This window comes from uncultured Streptococcus sp. (assembly GCF_963516515.1).
Classification (GTDB): Bacteria; Bacillota; Bacilli; order Lactobacillales; family Streptococcaceae; genus Streptococcus.
This window is the reverse complement of the sequence record NZ_CAUQCJ010000020.1, coordinates 1-20,140: the sequence shown is the minus strand read 5'-3', so window position 1 is coordinate 20,140 and position 20,140 is coordinate 1. Positions and strand designations below refer to the sequence as shown.

Sequence of the window (20,140 nt, the reverse complement as noted above, 5' to 3'; positions counted from 1 at the left end):
CACCTCTTTTCTTATAAGTTGATTATATCAAATTTTTACGGAAAATTTGATTGACTCCATTAGGATTTTTAATCTTTTTTTGATATAATTAAAAGTAAGAAAACCAATCTGAATCCTAAAATAGAAAGATTGATACTATGACAAAAATTAAGATTGTAACTGATTCATCTGTTACTATTGAACCAGAACTAGTAAAGCAATTAGATATTACAATTGTTCCATTATCTGTAATGATTGATAATGTTGTTTATTCTGATGCTGATTTGAAAGAAGAAGGTAAATTTCTTCGGTTGATGCAAGAAAGTAAGAACCTTCCGAAAACAAGTCAACCACCTGTAGGTGTCTTCGCTGAAGTTTTTGAAGACCTGTGTAAGGATGGTAGCCAGATTCTTACTATTCATATGTCCCATGCCCTTTCGGGTACGGTTGAAGCTGCACGCCAAGGTGCTAGCTTATCTACTGCCGACGTGACAGTTATTGATAGTTCCTTCACTGATCAAGCCTTAAAATTCCAAGTTGTCGAAGCTGCTAAATTGGCACAAGAAGGCAAAGAGATGGCGGAAATTTTATCTCATGTAGAAGAAGTAAAAAAACATACGGAGCTCTATATTGGCGTTTCTACTCTAGAAAATCTAGTAAAAGGTGGACGAATTGGCCGTGTAACTGGATTGTTGAGCTCACTTCTCAATATCCGTGTTGTCATGCAGATGAAGGACCATGAATTGCAACCAATGGTTAAAGGTCGTGGCGCTAAAACTTTTAAAAAATGGTTGGATGAGTTGATAACATCACTCTCTGAACGTTCTGTAGCAGAGATTGGAATTTCATATTCTGGTAGTTCTGATTGGGCAAAAGAGATGAAAGACAATTTGCAGCCGTATGTTGAAAAGCCAATTTCAGTATTGGAAACAGGTTCTATTATTCAAACTCACACGGGTGAAAACGCTTGGGCTATTTTGGTACGTTACCACTCCTAAAAAAATAAAGAAATTGGGAAGAAATAGCGTTTTTAACTTGACCTAAAAGGGATTTTAGGATATGATTATATTTGTTAATTAGAAATTAATTTGGAGGAATCATTAACATGGCAAACAAACAAGATTTGATCGCTAAAGTAGCAGAAGCTACAGAATTGACTAAGAAAGACTCAGCAGCAGCAGTTGAAGCTGTATTCTCAGCAGTAGCTGACTACCTTGCAGCTGGTGAAAAAGTTCAATTGATCGGTTTTGGTAACTTTGAAGTTCGTGAGCGTGCTGCACGTAAAGGTCGCAACCCACAAACTGGTAAAGAAATCACAATTGCAGCTTCTAAAGTTCCAGCATTCAAAGCTGGTAAAGCTCTTAAAGACGCTGTTAAATAATCAGCCTTTAAAAAGCCTATCATATCAAGCATTTGAGCTTGTGTGACAGGCTTTTTTTGTGTATAGGGGGCAAAATCTGAATTAGCTGGTGACAGAAAAGATCTTTTAAATACAGGCTAATTTAATTTGCGTAGCAGAAATCATACAAATAAAATGGATTATAGTACAATAGGATAAGAAATCTTAAGAAAGTTGGTTCATTATTGGAAACGATAGTATTTTCAATCTCCGTTTTTCTAGCAGGGGTCTTGTCTTTCTTTTCCCCTTGTATTTTTCCTCTGTTACCAGTTTATACTGGAATTTTGCTGGATGATCAGGAAAGCGCAAAAAGTTTTTCTTTGTTTGGGAGAAAGGTTCTCTGGTCAGGTTTGATTCGGACGCTTTGCTTTATCGCAGGTATCTCTCTCATTTTCTTTATTCTAGGCTTTGGTGCAGGTTACTTTGGTAATATTCTCTATGCAAATTGGTTTCGATATGTTATGGGAACAATTATTATCATTTTGGGACTTCACCAGATGGAAATTTTTCATTTTAAGAAATTAGAGATTCAAAAAAGCTTTACTTTCAAGAAATCAGCAGCCAATCGTTATTGGTCAGCCTTTTTACTCGGTATTACCTTTAGCTTCGGTTGGACGCCTTGTATTGGTCCAGTTTTGAGTTCTGTTTTAGCGCTTGCGGCTTCTGGGGGCAATGGCGCTTGGCAAGGTGCTATCTATACCTTGATTTACACTCTGGGGATGGCTATTCCTTTCTTGGTCTTGGCCTTAGCTTCAGGAGCAGTGATGCCTTATTTTAGTAAAATCAAACGTCATATGATGCTACTGAAGAAAATTGGTGGTTTCCTCATTATTTTAATGGGAATTTTGTTACTATTAGGACAAGTAAATGTTCTAGCTGGAATTTTTGAATAAAGGAGAAAAAGATGAAAAAAGTAATATTTGCTGGTTTAAGCCTCGTGTCATTAGCCGTATTGATGGCCTGTGGCGAGAAAGAAACTAAACAAACTCAAGCACCACAACAAGCCCCAAAACAACAGCAACAAACGCCTGTACAACAAATTGCTGTTGGGAAAGAGGCTCCAGACTTTACCTTGCAATCCATGGATGGTAAAGAAGTTAAGTTGTCTGATTATAAGGGTAAAAAAGTCTACTTAAAGTTTTGGGCTTCATGGTGTGGTCCATGTAAGAAAAGTATGCCTGAGTTGATGGAATTAGCTGCGAAACCAGATCGCGATTTCGAAATTCTTAGTGTCATTGCACCAGGAATTCAAGGTGAAAAAACTGTTGAGCAATTCCCACAATGGTTCCAAGATCAAGGTTATAAGGATATCCCAGTACTTTATGATACCAAAGCAACTACCTTCCAAACTTATCAAATTCGAAGCATTCCTACAGAATACCTGATTGATAGTCAAGGAAAGATTGGAAAGATACAATTTGGTGTTATCAGTAATGCGGATGCAGAAGCAGCCTTTAAAGAAATGAACTAGAATTGATAAAATCTGATTACAATATGTAGTCAGATTTTTTTAGAAAATTATTTTATAAATATTCACAAATTTCCTATATTTATGGTAAAATAGAATCATCATTTTATTTTGGAGTGAAAGATGAATATATTTAGAACAAAGAATGTAAGTTTGGATAAAACGGAGATGCACAGGCATTTGAAGTTATGGGATTTGATTTTGCTGGGTATCGGAGCCATGGTGGGGACAGGCGTCTTTACAATTACAGGTACTGCAGCTGCAACGCTTGCTGGTCCAGCCCTAGTGATTTCAATCGTCATTTCTGCCTTGTGCGTGGGATTATCAGCCCTCTTTTTTGCAGAATTTGCCTCGCGAGTACCTGCTACAGGTGGTGCTTACAGCTATCTCTATGCTATTTTAGGAGAATTCCCTGCTTGGTTGGCTGGTTGGTTAACCATGATGGAGTTCATGACAGCCATATCAGGCGTAGCTTCGGGTTGGGCAGCTTATTTTAAAGGCTTGCTATCTCAATACGGAATAGCCCTTCCTCAGGCTTTAAATGGTACCTTTAATCCTCAAGTAGGAACATTTGTTGATTTATTGCCTATTCTTGTCTTGGTCTTGGTGACATCACTTGTTTTACTCAATGCTAAAGCAGCATTACGTTTTAATTCTATTCTAGTTATTTTGAAATTTTCCGCTTTAGCCCTCTTTGTTTTAGTAGGAATTTGGCATATCAAACTTGATAATTGGAGCAATTTTGCTCCTTATGGTTTTGGACAAATCTATGGTGCTAGTACTGGTATCATGGCTGGTGCGTCCTTAATGTTCTTTGGATTTTTGGGATTTGAATCCATCTCTATGGCTGTAGATGAAGTCAAGACTCCTCAAAAAAATATTCCTAGAGGGATTGTTTTATCGCTTTCTATCGTAACCATTCTTTATGCCTTGGTAACTCTTGTCTTGACTGGTGTGGTTCACTATAGTCATCTAAATGTCGATGATGCCGTTGCCTTTGCCCTTCGTAGTGTTGGGATTAGTTGGGCAGCCAACTATGTGTCATTAGTGGCTATCTTGACCTTGATTACAGTTTGTATTTCGATGACTTATGCCCTATCGCGTATGATATACAGTTTAGCGCGTGACGGATTGATGCCTGCCGCCTTTAAGGAACTGACGCAGACAAGTAAGGTACCTAAAAATGCTACTATCTTGACGGGTCTAGCTTCAGCAGTAGCAGCAGGAATGTTTCCATTAGCTAGTATTGCAGCCTTTTTAAATATTTGTACCCTTGCCTACTTGATTATGCTGGCTTATGGGCTGATTCGCTTACGGAAAGAAAAAGGGATGCCAAAAGCTGGAGAATTTAAAACACCATTGGTCCCCCTGTTACCAATTTTATCAATCATCATTTGTTTGTCCTTTATGTTGCAGTATAATATGGAAACTTGGATTGCTTTCCTAGTTGCATTGTTAGTAGGAAGTATGATTTACTTCACTTATGGCTATAAGCATTCTACCATAGAAGAATAAAGTGAGAATCTGTTGAGTTATTGAAACTCAGCAGATTTTTATATGTGAAAGAAATTTCAAATTTTTTCTAAAAATAGCTTGACAGATTAAATTTTTAGGAGTAGAATGTTTACCAGTTAATTAAATAGTTAAGGGGTTATCCATGAAGAAACAAAGTTTATTTTTAGTATTGTTAAGTATTTTTCTTTTGTGTTTAGGTGCTTGTGGTCAAAAGGAAAGTCAGACAGGGAAAGGGATGAAGATTGTCACAAGTTTCTATCCTATCTACGCTATGGTCAAGGAAGTATCTGGAGATTTGAATGATGTTCGGATGATTCAGTCAAGTAGTGGGATTCACTCCTTTGAACCTTCAGCAAATGACATCGCGGCCATCTATGATGCAGATGTCTTTGTTTACCATTCTCATACGCTCGAATCTTGGGCAGGAAGTCTGGATCCAAATCTAAAAAAATCCAAAGTTAAGGTTTTAGAGGCTTCTGAAGGAATGACCTTAGACCGAGTCCCAGGGCTAGAAGATGTGGAAGCAGGTGATGGAGTTGATGAAAAAACGCTCTATGATCCTCACACTTGGCTAGATCCTGAAAAAGCTGGTGAAGAAGCTCAGATTATCGCTGATAAACTTTCAGAGGTGGATAGTGAGCATAAAGAAACTTATCAGAAAAATGCGCAAGCCTTTATCAAAAAAGCTCAAGAATTGACTAAGAAATTCCAGCCTAAATTTGAAAAAGCGAGTCAGAAAACTTTTGTAACACAACATACAGCCTTTTCTTATCTTGCTAAGAGATTTGGATTAAATCAACTTGGAATCGCGGGTATCTCTCCTGAACAAGAACCAAGTCCAAGACAACTAACAGAAATTCAGGAATTTGTTAAAACCTATAAGGTTAAAACGATTTTTACAGAAAGTAACGCTTCTTCAAAAGTAGCTGAAACTCTTGTCAAATCAACAGGTGTGGGTCTTAAAACTCTGAATCCTTTAGAGGCAGACCCACAAAATGACAAGACTTATTTAGAAAACCTGGAAGAAAATATGAGTGTTCTAGCAGAAGAATTAAAGTGAGAAAAGAATGAAAATCAATAAAAAATATGTAGCAGGTTCAGTGGTAGTCCTTGCCCTAAGTATTTGTTCCTATGAGCTTGGACGGTACCAAGCTGGTCAAGTTAAGAAAGATTCTAATCGAGTCGCTTATATAGACGGTGATCAAGCTGGTCAAAAGGCAGAGAATTTGACACCAGATGAAGTTAGTAAGAGAGAGGGAATCAACGCAGAACAAATCGTCATCAAGATCACTGATCAAGGTTATGTGACCTCTCATGGAGACCATTATCACTACTATAATGGCAAGGTTCCTTATGATGCTATCATCAGTGAAGAACTGCTGATGAAAGATCCGAATTATCAGTTGAAGAATTCAGATATTGTCAATGAAATCAAGGGTGGTTATGTGATTAAGGTAGACGGGAAATACTATGTTTACCTCAAGGATGCGGCTCATGCAGATAATATTCGAACAAAAGAAGAAATTACTCGTCAGAAGCAGGAACATAGCCATAATCATGGAGGCGGTTCTAACGATCAGGCGGTAGTTGCTGCCAGAGCTCAAGGACGCTATACAACGGATGATGGTTATATCTTCAATGCATCTGATATCATTGAGGACACAGGTGATGCCTATATCGTTCCTCATGGCAATCACTTCCACTATATTCCTAAGAGTGATTTGTCTGCTAGTGAATTAGCTGCCGCTCAAGCCTTCTTATCTGGAAAAGGTGGTCAATTAAGTACTGTTGAATACCGTTCAAGCAGGGGAGAAACAAGATCTAGTGTGAGAACGAGTCAATCTGAGGCTCCTCAAGATTCTGCAACAACTCCTGAGAGTCAAAATGAGGACTTGGATAGTCTCCTTCAAGAATTGTACGCTTTGCCACTTAGCCAACGTCATGTGGAATCTGATGGCTTGGTATTTGACCCAGCACAGATTACAAAACGTACTGCCAATGGTGTGGCAGTTCCTCACGGAGATCATTTCCATTTCATTCCTTATTCGCAAATGTCTGCTTTGGAAGAAAAATTGGCTCGAAATCTACCAATTGGAGGTCAGCCAGTTCAAAGTCATTCTGATAATACGAAACCAAGCAGTCCTGAAAAAACAAGTTCAACCATTAAACCAAACTTTAATCTCAATACGCAGGCACCAAATCGAGGAACTGGAGGCGCTTATACAACGGATGATGGGTATGTCTTTAGTCCGACAGATGTGATTGAAGATACAGGTGACGCTTTTGTTGTACCGCACGGCAATCATTTCCACTATATACCTAAGAGTGATTTGTCAGCAGGAGAATTGGCTGCCGCCCAAGCCTATTGGAATGGTAAACAGGGATCACATTCTTCTACAAGTTCAAGTAGACCAAGTAGTGATAATGCTAAACCAGCCCAACCAAGTTTGACAGAGACTCCTAATCTAACTGTCACACCAACATATCATCAAAATCAAGGGGAAGACATTTCAACACTTTTAAGTGAATTGTATGCCAAACCTTTATCAGAACGTCATGTGGAATCGGATGGCCTAGTATTTGATCCAGCACAAATTATCAAACGTACAGCTAATGGTGTCGCAGTGCCCCACGGAGACCATTATCACTTTATTCCTTATTCCCAAATGTCCCCTTTGGAAGAAAAATTGGCTCGTATGGTAGCTGTCAAAGGACAAAATGGCGGTGTCTTGTCAAGTGTTACTCCTCTGAAGCCAGCCCCTACTACCAAACCTCTAGCACCAGTGGAAAATAAACCGACTGAACTTGATGTCAACCAGGTTGTTAGAAAAGTTGGCGACGGTTATATTATCGAGGATAAGGGCGTTAGTCGTTATGTTCTAGCTAAAAACTTGACCAAGGATAAGATTGACGCTATTGAAAATCTCTTGTCTAAGAAAACTCAAGAAACACACGCTCTAGTTGCGAAGAAAGAAAATGTCGCTCCTCGTGATCAAGAATTTTATGATAAAGCATATAATTTATTGGCCGAAGCTCATAAAGCCTTGTCTGAAAATAAGGGTCGTACTTCTGATTTCCAAGCTTTAGACAAATTAGCAGAGCGCTTGAATGATGAATCGACTAATAAAGGAAAATTGGTAGATGATTTATTGGCATTCCTAGCACCAATTACCCATCCAGAACGTCTTGGCAAACCAAATTCTCAAATTGAATATACCGAAGACGAAGTCCGTATTGCTCAATTAGCTGATAAGTATACAACCTCAGACGGCTATATTTTTGACGAACATGATATTATCAGTGATGAGGGGGATGCTTATGTAACACCTCATATGGGCCATAGTCACTGGATTGGAAAAGATAGTCTTTCTGATAAGGAAAAAGCCGCAGCTCAGGCCTATACTAAAGAAAAAGGTATCCTACCTCCATCTCCAGATGCAGATGCTCAAGCAAATCCAACTGGAGATAGTGCGGCGGCCATTTACAATCGTGTGAAAGGGGAAAAACGAATTCCACTCGTTCGACTTCCATACATGGTCGAGCATACAGTTGAGGTTAAAAATGGTAATTTGATTATTCCTCATAAGGATCATTACCATAACATTAAATTTGCTTGGTTTGACGACCACTCATACAAGGCTCCAAATGGTTATACTCTGGAAGACTTATTTGCTACGATTAAGTACTATGTTGAACATCCTGACGAACGTCCACATTCTAATGATGGATGGGGCAATGCCAGCGAGCATGTCTTAGGTAAGAAAGACCACAGTGAAGATCCAAATAAGAACTTCAAAGCGGATGAAGAGCCAGTAGAGGAAACACCTGCTGAGCCAGAAGTCCCTCAAGTAGAGACCGAAAAAGTAGAAGCCAAGCTCAAAGAAGCAGAAGCTTTACTTGCTAAAGTGACTGATGCGAGTTTGAAGGCCAATGCGACAGAAACCCTAACTGGTTTACGAAATAATTTGAGCCTCCAAACCATGGATAATAATGGTATCATGGCAGAAGCAGAAAAATTACTTGCGTTGTTAAAAGGAAGTAATCCTTCATCTGTAAGTAAGGAAAAAATAAACTAATGAAAAATGAAAGTCTCGATAAAGAGGCTTTTATTTTTATTATGTGGATATGTAAAATTCTTGACAATCGATATTAAAAAGAGTAAACTATTAACTAGTTAATTAACTGGTTTATTATTTTATAGTGAATCAAATAGAGTTAAGAAAAGAGGAAAGAATGAAAATCAATAAAAAATATCTAGCTGGGTCAGCAACTGCACTTGTTTTAAGTGTCTGTGCTTATGAACTAGGTTTGCATCAAGATCAAACTGTAAAAGAAAATAACCGTGTTTCATACATCGATGGCAACCAACCAAGCCAAAAGGCAGAGAATTTGACACCAGATGAAGTTAGTAAGAGAGAGGGAATCAACGCAGAACAAATCGTCATCAAGATTACGGACCAAGGTTATGTAACCTCTCATGGAGACCATTATCATTACTATAATGGCAAGGTTCCTTATGATGCTATTATCAGTGAAGAACTCCTCATGAAAGATCCGAGTTATCAGTTGAAGGATTCAGACATTGTCAATGAAATCAAGGGTGGCTATGTCATTAAGGTAGATGGGAAATACTATGTTTACCTCAAGGATGCAGCTCATGCGGACAACATTCGGACAAAAGAAGAGATTAAACGTCAGAAGCAGGAACACAGTCATAATCATGGAGGCGGTTCTAACGATCAGGCGGTAGTTGCAGCCAGAGCTCAAGGACGCTATACAACGGATGATGGTTATATCTTTAATGCATCTGATATCATTGAGGACACAGGAGATGCCTATATTGTCCCTCACGGCAATCACTTCCACTATATTCCTAAGAGTGATTTGTCTGCTAGTGAATTAGCTGCCGCTCAAGCCTTCTTATCTGGAAAAGGTGGTCAATTAAGTACTGTTGAATACCGTTCAAGCAGGGGAGAAACAAGATCTAGTGTGAGAACGAGTCAATCTGAGGCTCCTCAAGATTCTGCAACAACTCCTGAGAGTCAAAATGAGGACTTGGATAGTCTCCTTCAAGAATTGTACGCTTTGCCACTTAGCCAACGTCATGTGGAATCTGATGGCTTGGTATTTGACCCAGCACAGATTACAAAACGTACTGCCAATGGTGTGGCAGTTCCTCACGGAGATCATTTCCATTTCATTCCTTATTCGCAAATGTCTGCTTTGGAAGAAAAATTGGCTCGAAATCTACCAATTGGAGGTCAGCCAGTTCAAAGTCATTCTGATAATACGAAACCAAGCAGTCCTGAAAAAACAAGTTCAACCATTAAACCAAACTTTAATCTCAATACGCAGGCACCAAATCGAGGAACTGGAGGCGCTTATACAACGGATGATGGGTATGTCTTTAGTCCGACAGATGTGATTGAAGATACAGGTGACGCTTTTGTTGTACCGCACGGCAATCATTTCCACTATATACCTAAGAGTGATTTGTCCGCAGGAGAATTAGCTGCAGCCCAAGCCTATTGGAATGGTAAACAGGGTTCTCATTCTTCTACAAGCTCAAGTAAACCAAGTAACAATGACTCAAATCCAGCCCAGCCAAGTTTGACAGAGACACCAAATCTGACTGTTACTCCAACTTATCATCAAGACCACGGGGAAGACATTCCGACACTCTTACGTGAATTGTATGCCAAACCTTTATCAGAACGACATGTAGAATCTGATGGACTCGTCTTTGATCCGGCACAAATTATCAAACGTACTGCAAATGGTGTAGCAGTGCCTCACGGAGATCATTATCACTTTATCCCTTACTCCCAAATGTCCCCTTTGGAAGAAAAATTGGCTCGTATGATAGCTGTCAAGGGACAAAATGGCAGTGTTGTCTTGCCAAGCGTCACTCCTTTGAAGCCAGCCCCTACTACCAAACCTCTAGCACCAGTGGAAAATAAACCGACTGAACTTGATGTCAACCAGGTTGTTAGAAAAGTTGGCGACGGTTATATTATCGAGGATAAGGGCGTTAGTCGTTATGTTCTAGCTAAAAACTTGACCAAGGATAAGATTGACGCTATTGAAAATCTCTTGTCTAAGAAAACTCAAGAAACACACGCTCTAGTTGCGAAGAAAGAAAATGTCGCTCCTCGTGACCAAGAATTTTATGATAAAGCATATAATTTATTGGTCGAGGCTCATAAAGCCTTGTCTGAAAATAAAGGTCGTACTTCTGATTTTCAAGCCTTAGACAAATTAGCAGAGCGCTTGAATGATGAATCTACTAATAAAGGAAAATTAGTAGATGATTTATTGGCATTCCTAGCACCAATTAACCATCCAGAACGTATTGGCAAACCAAATGCTCAAATTGTTTATACAGACGATGAAATTAAATTAGCGAAATTAGCAGGTAAGTATACAACAGAGGATGGCTATATCTTTGACACTCGTGATATTACCAGTGATGAGGGAGATGCTTATGTAACACCTCATATGACCCATAGCCATTGGATTAAGAAAGATAGTTTGTCTGAAGCTGAAAGAGCGGCAGCTCAGGCTTATGCTAAAGAGAAAGGTTTGACGCCTCCTTCAACAGATAATCAGGGTTCAGGAAATACTGAGGTTAAAGGAGTAGAAGCAATCTATAATAAAGTGAAAGCAGCTAAGAAGGTTCCACTTGATCATATTCCTTACAATCTACAACATACTGTTGAAGTTAAAAATGGTAGCTTAATTATACCTCATTACGACCATTACCATAACATTAAATTTGGGTGGTTTGACGAAGGACTTTATGAGGCACCTAAAGGCTATAGTTTAGAGGATCTCTTTGCGACTGTAAAATACTATGTAGAACATCCAAACGAACGTCCGCATTCAGATAATGGATGGGGAAACGCAAGTGACCATGTTCGTAAAAATAAAGCAGACAAAGATAGTAAACATGATGAAGAAAAGGAAGAACATCATGAAGTAGATGAGTCAACTCCTCCTGAATCTAATGAAAAGGAGAATCACTCAAGTTTGAGCCCTTCAGTAGATAATCTTTATAAACCGAGTACGGATGAAAAAGATAAAGAGGAAGAAGTTAAAGATACAACAGATGAAGCTGAAGTTCCTCAAGTAGAGACTGAAAAAGTAGAAGCTAAACTCAAAGAAGCAGAAGCTTTACTTGCTAAAGTAACTGATGCTAGTCTGAAGGCCAATGCAACAGAAACACTAGCTAGTTTACGAAATAATTTGAACCTCCAAACTATGGATAATAATGGTATCATGGCAGAAGCAGAAAAATTACTTGCTTTGTTAAAAAGATAGCGAATCAGTTATAACGAAACCAGAAGAATAAAATTTATCCTATAAATCAAAAGGAGTAAGAGTCAGTAGCGATACTGGCTTTTATTTTTTTAATGACATAAAAATCTTGACAAGCAATACTGGCTTTTATTTTTTTAATGACATAAAAATCTTGACAAGCAATACTAAAAAGAGTAAACTATTAACTAGTTAATTAACCGGTTTATCATTTTGTGGTGAATCAAATAGGCTTAAGAAATGAGGAAAGAATGAAAATCAATAAAAAATATGTAGCAGGTTCAGTGGCAGTTCTTGCCCTAAGTGTTTGTTCCTATGAACTTGGTCGTTATCAAGCCGGACAAGTTAAGAAAGATTCGAATCGAGTTGCTTATATAGACGGTGATCAGGCTGGTCAAAAGGCAGAGAACTTGACACCAGATGAAGTCAGTAAGAGAGAGGGAATCAACGCAGAACAAATCGTCATCAAGATTACGGACCAAGGTTATGTAACCTCTCATGGAGACCATTATCATTACTATAATGGCAAGGTTCCTTATGATGCTATCATCAGTGAAGAACTGCTGATGAAAGATCCGAATTATCAGTTGAAGAATTCAGATATTGTCAATGAAATCAAGGGTGGTTATGTGATTAAGGTAGACGGGAAATACTATGTTTACCTCAAAGATGCGGCTCATGCGGACAATATTCGGACAAAAGAAGAGATTAAACGTCAGAAGCAGGAACATAGTCATAATCATAATGCAAGCACAGATAATGCTGTTGCTGCAGCCAGAGCCCAAGGACGCTATACAACGGATGATGGGTATATCTTTAATGCTTCTGATATCATTGAAGATACAGGCGATGCCTATATCGTTCCTCATGGCAATCACTTCCATTATATTCCTAAGAGTGACTTGTCTGCCAGTGAATTAGCTGCTGCTCAAGCCTTCTTATCTGGGAAAGGTGGCCAATTAAGTACGGTTGAATATCGTTCAAGCAGAGGAGAAGCAAGATCTAGTGTGAGAACGAGTCAATCTGAGACACCTCAAAATCCTGCAACAGATTCTGAAAGTCAAAGTGAGGATTTAGCTAGTCTCCTTCAAGAATTGTACGCTTTGCCACTTAGCCAACGTCATGTGGAATCTGATGGCTTGGTATTTGACCCAGCACAGATTACAAAACGTACTGCCAATGGTGTGGCAGTTCCTCACGGAGATCATTTCCATTTCATTCCTTATTCGCAAATGTCTGCTTTGGAAGAAAAATTGGCTCGAAATCTACCAATTGGAGGTCAGCCAGTTCAAAGTCATTCTGATAATACGAAACCAAGCAGTCCTGAAAAAACAAGTTCAACCATTAAACCAAACTTTAATCTCAATACGCAGGCACCAAATCGAGGAACTGGAGGCGCTTATACAACGGATGATGGGTATGTCTTTAGTCCGACAGATGTGATTGAAGATACAGGTGACGCTTTTGTTGTACCGCACGGCAATCATTTCCACTATATACCTAAGAGTGATTTGTCAGCAGGAGAATTGGCGGCCGCCCAAGCCTATTGGAATGGGAAACAGGGCTCACATTCTGATATAAGTTCAAGTAAACCAAGTAGTGACAATCTAAATCCAGCCCAACCAAGTTTGACAGAGACACCTAATCTGACTGTTACTCCAACTTATCATCAAAATCAAGGGGAAGATATTTCAACACTTTTAACTGAATTGTATGCCAAACCTTTATCAGAACGACATGTAGAATCGGATGGCCTAGTCTTTGATCCGGCACAAATCATCAAACGTACAGCTAATGGTGTAGCAGTGCCCCACGGAGACCATTATCACTTTATCCCTTATTCACAAATGTCTGATTTAGAGCAGAAGATTGCTAGAATTATTCCGTTAAAAGGGCAAAATGGATTAAATCAAATTGGTACAGATATTAAACCTTCAGTATCAAAAGAAGTAGTACATAAGTTTTTAGGACAACCAATCAAAGCATATGGAAAAGGTTTAGATGGTAAGCCTTATGATACGAGTGATGGATATATATTTACCAAAGATTCAATTGATTCTGTTGATAAATCAGGTGTTATTGCTAAACACGGAGATCATTTCCATTATATGGGATACGGTGAATTAGAACAATTCGAATTGGATGAAGTTGCCAAATGGATTCAAGAAACTGGTAAAAATCCAGACGACATCGTTTCTTCAGTTCACTCAGATGAGAAGGAAAGACCAAAGTTTGATTATAAAAAAGTAACTAATAAGATTTCTAGAAATAGTAAAATTGGTTATATAATCAATGAAGGTGGTAAAGATTATTTTTATTCACGTGAAGAACTCGATCTTACTCAAATAGCTTTTTCTGAGCAGGAACTAATGCTTAAAGATAAAGATAATTATCGTTATGATATTGTAGAAACAGATATTAAACCAAGATTAGCTGTAGATGTATCTAGCTTGCCTATGCATGCAGCGAATACTACATATGATACTGGAAGTTCCTTCATTATTCCACATATCGATCATATTCATGTCGTACCATATTCTTGGTTAAGTAGTGATCAAATCGCAACAATAAAATATGTAATGCAACATCCTGATGTGCGTCCTGAAGTTTGGTCAAAACCAGGTCATGATGATGCTGGATCTGTCATTGCTAATGTAACGCCTCTTGAAAAACGTACTGGAATGCAGAATTGGCAAATTATCCATTCTGCGGAAGAAGTACAGAAAGCACTTAAAGAAGGCAAGTTTGCAACTCCTGATGGATATATTTTTGATCCTCAGGATGTATTGGCAAAGGGAACTTATATTTGGGCAGATAAATCTTTCAGTATTCCAAAAGCTAGTGGTGATTCATTGAGAAGTATCAATCAGTCTGATTTATCAGAGAAAGAGTGGAAACAAGCTCAAGAGTTGATAGCTAAAAGAAGTGAAGGAAAAGAAACAACAAATGGTTCTTCTAATTCACATCTAGTTTCTTCAGATAAGAAATCGGAAACAAAGAAAGAAGAAGCTGATTCAGGTAAAGTTGATGAGAAACCAAAGGATAGCACACCTCAAAATGAGGCAGATACGCCTATCAATAATCCTTCGGTAGAAAAAGTTGGTGAAGAAGAAAAATCACATACAGAAAATAAAGCAGATGATTATGATGATATACCAGATTATGGATTAGATAAGGATACTTTAAAAAATCATATAAATCAAATAGCACAAATTGCTCAAATTGATTCTAAATATCTTATTTTTTCATCAGAAGGTGTTCAATTTTATAATAAGAATGGGGATTTAGTAACCTATGATATTAAAACTCTTAAGCAAATAAAACCTTAGAGTATTTTGACTAATGATAAACTGGTTGAAAGGACATTGTTCTACTTTTGGATAGAATAATGTCCTTTTATTTGTTAATAGATAGATGAAATTTCCTGCTTTAAAAATGAAGCAAGGAATTTTAATACTCTTCGAAAATCAAAGTCAAACCACGTCAGCGTCGCCTTGCTCTACTAAAGTATAGCCTACGGCTAGCTTCCTAGTTTGCTTTTTGATTTTCATTGAGTATAAAGTAATAATTTTATTCCATCTATAAAAATCTTGACAAAAGAGATAAAAAAATATAAACTATTAACCGGTTAATCAATTGGTTAAATAACTGGTTTGCAAATTAGTTTTTTAACTAAGTCGGAGAAGCTAAGAAATAGCTTCAAAATTTGTTGAAATGAGGAAATTATGAAATTAAACAAGAAGTATATAGTAGCTAGCTCGGCAGTTATCCTTTCCTTGAGTCTATGTGTTTATGCTTTAAATCAGCATCGTCAACAGGAAAACACAGATAATAATCGGGTAACTTATGTAAATAACAATCAAGATGCTAAGAAAAGTGAACATTTGACACCAGACCAGGTTAGCCAAAAAGAAGGAATTCAGGCTGAGCAAATTGTTATCAGGATTTCAGATCAGGGGTATGTGACGTCACATGGTGATCACTATCATTACTACAATGGGAAAGTTCCTTATGATGCCCTCTTTAGTGAAGAACTCTTGATGAAGGATCCAAACTACCAACTTAAGGATGGAGATATTGTCAATGAAGTCAAGGGTGGTTATATCATCAAGGTAGATGGAAAATATTATGTCTACCTAAAAGATGCTTCTCATGCTGATAATGTTCGAACAAAAGATGAAATCAATCGCCAAAAACAAGAACATGGTAAAGACGAGAAAGGACCTAGCGCAGAAGTATCTGTAGCTAAGTTACAGGGACGTTATACTACTGATGATGGTTATGTCTTTAACGCTTCAGATATCATTAAAGATACAGGTGATGGTTATATAGTACCACATGGAGGTCACTATCATTTCATTCCTAAGAGTGACTTGTCGGCAGGTGAATTAGCAACCGCAAAAGCATATTTATCAGGGAATACTACAGCTCTCAGTCAACCTTTATCAGTGACACCGAATAATGGTGTTACTGCAGCAGATGATGGTTATGTCTTTAACCCTAATGACATTGTCAGAGATACCGGTGATGCTTATATAGTAAGACATGGGGACCACTATCATTATATTCCTAAGTCATCTCTTAACAATCCCCCATCACACTCTAACACGGAAGAGGTAGGAAGTTCTTCTAGTTCTGTATTAAGTAATCCGTCACCACATATCCACCATGAGGAAGAAGATGGTCATGGTTTTGATGCCAATCGAATTATAAGTGAAGATTCAGAAGGTTTTGTCATGACCCATGGTGACCACAATCATTACTTCTTTAAGAAGGATTTGACAGTAGACCAAATGAAGGCAGCGATGGAACACTTGAAAGGTAAATTACCAGTAGCGCCAAGTTTAGAAAATGATAAAAATCACGAATCTGTTGAGTCATTGGTTTCTAAAGTTGAAAAAGTTCAAAAAGAATTAAATGATTTGACAAGTGTTAATTCTATGACAAATCTACCAAAATCAGATAATAAAACGGCTACTGAAAATACTACTACAAAAGAAAAACAATTTTCTGGAATCCATTATAAAACGAGTGACGGATTTTTATTTGATGGAAATCATATTATTGGTACATCAGGAGAAAGCTTATTAGTGGCGCATAATGGAAATATGAAAGATATTCATGTCATTCCATTTGAACAATTAGTCCATACAAAATGGGAAAGTTTAATTCCAAAAGTACATTTAGAGGCAGCTAAAGCTCGCTATAATGGGACTACAACGGCTCCTAAAGAGGAGCATCACCATGCTGATGCAACGAAGCCAGCAGAAATGAGTGAGTTAGATAAAAAAATTGAAGAAAAAATTGCAGGAATCATGAAACAATACGGTGTAAAACGTGAAAGTATTGTAGTCAATAAAGAGAAAAATGCAATTATTTATCCACACGGAGACCACCATCATGCTGATCCAATTGATGAACATAAGCCAGTTGGAATTGGACACTCTCATAGTAACTATGAACTCTTTAAACCAGAAGAAGGAGTTGCTAAAAAAGAAGGAAACAAGGTTTATACAGGAGAAGAATTGGCAAGTGTTGTAAAACTATTGAAAAACAGCACATTTAATAACCAAAACTTTACCTTAGCAAATGGGCAAAAACGTGTATCCTTTAGTTTCCCACCAGAATTAGAGAAAAAATTAGGAACAAATATGATGGTGAAATTAACGACTCCAGACGGGAAAGTGATTGAGAAATTATCTGGAAAAGTATTCGGTGAAGGAGTAGGAAATATTGCTAATTTTGAATTAGATAAACCTTATTTACCAGGAGAAACTTTTAAATACACCATTACTTCAAAAGATTATCCAGAAGTGAACTACGAAGGACAATTTACGATTCCAAGCTCATTAGCTTACAACATGGCAAGTCGTACGATTTTCTATCCATTCCATGCAGGGGATACTTATTTAAGAGTGAAACCTCAATATGTAATACCCAAAGGGACTGAAGCTTTAGTCAGAGTGTTTGATGAATTTCATGGAAATGCGTACTTAGAAAATAACTACAAAGTGGGCGAAATTCAATTGCCTATTCCAAAATTAAATCAAGGAACAACAATGACAGCAGGAAATAAAATTCCAGTAACCTTCATGGCAAATGCTTATTTGGATAATCAATCGTCTTATATTGTAGAAGTTCCAATTTTGGAGAAAGATAATCAAACAGAAAAAGCTGGAGTTTTATCACAATTTAAAGGAGAAAGCATAAAAGACGAAGAATTACCAAAAATAACTGAAAAACTTGGAGAATCAAAACCTGCAGAAAAAGAGGGAACAGCAAAAACATCTGATAAAGTAGAAGAAACGCCAAAACCAGAAGGGAAAATCTTAAAACCTGGTATAGAAAAACCAATTGAAAATCCTCTTTCAGACCCAATGCTAGAAGAAGTTCCAACGGTAGATCCAGTTCAAGAAAAAGTGGCTAAATTTGCAGAAAGTCATGGAATGAAGTTAGAAAATGTCTTGTTTAATATGGACGGAACAATTGAATTACATTTACCAAGTGGAGAAGTCATTAAAAAGAATATGGCTGATTTTACAGGAGAAGAATCCAATGGAAATGCTGAAAATAAAGTGTCTGAAAACGTAGCACCATCTCCTGAAAAAGCTAAAACACAACCAAGGGCAAATAAATCAGAAACCGTTTTACCAGAAGTACCAAAATCAAATGAAAAACCTGAAAATTCAACAGATAATGGTATGTTGAATTCTACAGGAAATGTAGGAGCTGCCCCTATTTTAGAACCAGGATTAGAAGAAGCACCTGCAGTAGATCCAGTACAAGAAAAAATTGCAAAATTTGCTGCTAGTTATGGATTAGGATTAGATAGCGTCTTGTTTAATATGGATGGAACAATTGAATTAAGATTGTCAGGTGGAGAAGTGATAAAAAAGAATTTATCTGATTTTACAGCGTAAAGAATAGCATTAGAAAAAGTCTGAATCAAAAATGAAGTTCTCTCAATATTTTGGGAGAGCTTTGTTTTATTATTAATATATAAAATCTCTTGACATACAAGTTAAAAAGAGGTAGAATATTTACTGGTTAATTAATTGGTTAAACAACCAGTTTAGAAAAAGCTCTTTAACCGAGAAAAAGAAGCTAAGAAATAGCTTCATCATTTATTGAAATGAGGAGTTTATGAAATTTAATAAAAAGTATATAGCAGCTGGATCAGCTGTTATCGTATCCTTGAGTCTTTGTGCCTATGCACTGAACCAGCATCGCTCACAAGAAAATAAGGACAATAATCGGGTCTCTTATGTGGATGGAAGCCAGTCCAGTCAGAAAACTGAAAACTTGACGCCAAATCAGGTTAGTCAAAAAGAAGGAATTCAAGCAGAACAAATTGTAATCAAAATTACAGATCAGGGCTATGTGACGTCACACGGTGATCACTATCATTACTATAACGGGAAAGTTCCTTATGATGCCCTCTTTAGTGAAGAACTCTTGATGAAGGATCCAAACTACCAACTTAAGGATGGAGATATTGTCAATGAAGTCAAGGGTGGTTATATCATCAAGGTAGATGGAAAATATTATGTCTACCTAAAAGATGCTTCTCATGCTGATAATGTTCGAACAAAAGATGAAATCAATCGCCAAAAACAAGAACATGGTAAAGACGAGAAAGGACCTAGCGCAGAAGTATCTGTAGCTAAGTTACAGGGACGTTATACTACTGATGATGGTTATGTCTTTAACGCTTCAGATATCATTAAAGATACAGGTGATGGTTATATAGTACCACATGGAGGTCACTATCATTTCATTCCTAAGAGTGACTTGTCGGCAGGTGAATTAGCAACCGCAAAAGCATATTTATCAGGGAATACTACAGCTCTCAGTCAACCTTTATCAGTGACACCGAATAATGGTGTTACTGCAGCAGATGATGGTTATGTCTTTAACCCTAATGACATTGTCAGAGATACCGGTGATGCTTATATAGTAAGACATGGGGACCACTATCATTATATTCCTAAGTCATCTCTTAACAATCCCCCATCACACTCTAACACGGAAGAGGTAGGAAGTTCTTCTAGTTCTGTATTAAGTAATCCGTCACCACATATCCACCATGAGGAAGAAGATGGTCATGGTTTTGATGCCAATCGAATTATAAGTGAAGATTCAGAAGGTTTTGTCATGACTCATGGTGACCACAATCATTACTTCTTCAAGAAGGATTTGACACCAGAACAAATCAAGGCAGCACAAGATCATTTGAGAGGTAAAACGCCAGTAACACCAAGTCCAGCACATGATGACGATGATGATCATGATGAAGATGCACATGGTCATGGTTTTGATGCCAATCGAATTATCAGTGAAGATGCGGCAGGCTTTGTCATGACCCACGGTGACCATAACCATTACTTCTTCAAGAAGGACTTGACAGCAGAACAAATCAAGGCAGCACAAGATCATTTGAGAGGTAAAACGCCAGTAACACC

11 protein-coding genes are annotated in these 20,140 nt (G+C 37.7%); all 11 read left to right on the top strand.

The features are described 5' to 3' along the window. The first annotated feature begins 137 nt into the window (after positions 1-137). Entirely contained in the window at positions 138-977 is an 840-nt protein-coding gene (locus RYL77_RS05420; RefSeq protein ID WP_315010417.1) for a DegV family protein, read from the top strand. A 107-nt stretch (positions 978-1,084) separates the two neighbouring features. Then, on the top strand, positions 1,085-1,360 hold the full coding sequence (locus RYL77_RS05415; protein ID WP_001284642.1) for an HU family DNA-binding protein: 276 nt from the start codon (positions 1,085-1,087) through the stop codon (positions 1,358-1,360). Positions 1,361-1,563: 203 nt separating this feature from the next. Beyond that, complete coding sequence (gene ccdA2 / locus RYL77_RS05410) at positions 1,564-2,271, top strand: thiol-disulfide oxidoreductase-associated membrane protein CcdA2 (RefSeq protein WP_315010415.1); 708 nt, start codon at positions 1,564-1,566, stop codon at positions 2,269-2,271. Between the two features lie 11 nt (positions 2,272-2,282). Continuing rightward, complete coding sequence (gene sdbB, locus RYL77_RS05405; RefSeq protein ID WP_315010414.1) at positions 2,283-2,849, top strand: thiol-disulfide oxidoreductase-associated lipoprotein SdbB; 567 nt, start codon at positions 2,283-2,285, stop codon at positions 2,847-2,849. 120 nt (positions 2,850-2,969) lie between these two features. Continuing rightward, the gene (locus RYL77_RS05400) at positions 2,970-4,361 is read left to right on the top strand and encodes an amino acid permease (protein WP_315010412.1); all 1,392 of its coding nucleotides are present in this window, start codon (positions 2,970-2,972) and stop codon (positions 4,359-4,361) included. A gap of 142 nt (positions 4,362-4,503) precedes the next feature. Beyond that, positions 4,504-5,421, top strand: coding sequence for a zinc-binding lipoprotein AdcAII (gene adcAII / locus RYL77_RS05395; RefSeq protein WP_261051121.1), 918 nt, complete (start codon positions 4,504-4,506; stop codon positions 5,419-5,421). 7 nt (positions 5,422-5,428) lie between these two features. After that, on the top strand, positions 5,429-8,437 hold the full coding sequence (locus RYL77_RS05390; RefSeq protein WP_315010410.1) for a pneumococcal-type histidine triad protein: 3,009 nt from the start codon (positions 5,429-5,431) through the stop codon (positions 8,435-8,437). A gap of 157 nt (positions 8,438-8,594) precedes the next feature. Then, on the top strand, positions 8,595-11,681 hold the full coding sequence (locus tag RYL77_RS05385) for a pneumococcal-type histidine triad protein (protein WP_315010408.1): 3,087 nt from the start codon (positions 8,595-8,597) through the stop codon (positions 11,679-11,681). 248 nt (positions 11,682-11,929) lie between these two features. Beyond that, a complete protein-coding gene (locus tag RYL77_RS05380; RefSeq protein ID WP_315010407.1) occupies positions 11,930-15,007 on the top strand; it encodes a pneumococcal-type histidine triad protein in 3,078 nt (1,025 codons plus the stop codon). 396 nt (positions 15,008-15,403) lie between these two features. After that, on the top strand, positions 15,404-18,598 hold the full coding sequence (locus RYL77_RS05375) for a pneumococcal-type histidine triad protein (protein WP_315010405.1): 3,195 nt from the start codon (positions 15,404-15,406) through the stop codon (positions 18,596-18,598). Positions 18,599-18,821: 223 nt separating this feature from the next. Continuing rightward, positions 18,822-20,140, top strand: a 1,319-nt coding sequence (locus tag RYL77_RS05370) for a pneumococcal-type histidine triad protein (protein ID WP_315010403.1), incomplete at its 3' end; no start/stop codon positions are given.

Bases quoted from the DNA above. Each gene is read 5' to 3' on its own strand.
- adcAII (WP_261051121.1), top strand. From the start codon at position 4,504: ATGAAGAAACAAAGTTTATTTTTAGTATTGTTAAGTATTTTTCTTTTG.
- RYL77_RS05390 (WP_315010410.1), top strand. From the start codon at position 5,429: ATGAAAATCAATAAAAAATATGTAGCAGGTTCAGTGGTAGTCCTTGCC.
- RYL77_RS05375 (WP_315010405.1), top strand. From the start codon at position 15,404: ATGAAATTAAACAAGAAGTATATAGTAGCTAGCTCGGCAGTTATCCTT.
- RYL77_RS05385 (WP_315010408.1), top strand. From the start codon at position 8,595: ATGAAAATCAATAAAAAATATCTAGCTGGGTCAGCAACTGCACTTGTT.
- RYL77_RS05380 (WP_315010407.1), top strand. From the start codon at position 11,930: ATGAAAATCAATAAAAAATATGTAGCAGGTTCAGTGGCAGTTCTTGCC.
- RYL77_RS05415 (WP_001284642.1), top strand. From the start codon at position 1,085: ATGGCAAACAAACAAGATTTGATCGCTAAAGTAGCAGAAGCTACAGAA.
- sdbB (WP_315010414.1), top strand. From the start codon at position 2,283: ATGAAAAAAGTAATATTTGCTGGTTTAAGCCTCGTGTCATTAGCCGTA.
- RYL77_RS05400 (WP_315010412.1), top strand. From the start codon at position 2,970: ATGAATATATTTAGAACAAAGAATGTAAGTTTGGATAAAACGGAGATG.
- RYL77_RS05420 (WP_315010417.1), top strand. From the start codon at position 138: ATGACAAAAATTAAGATTGTAACTGATTCATCTGTTACTATTGAACCA.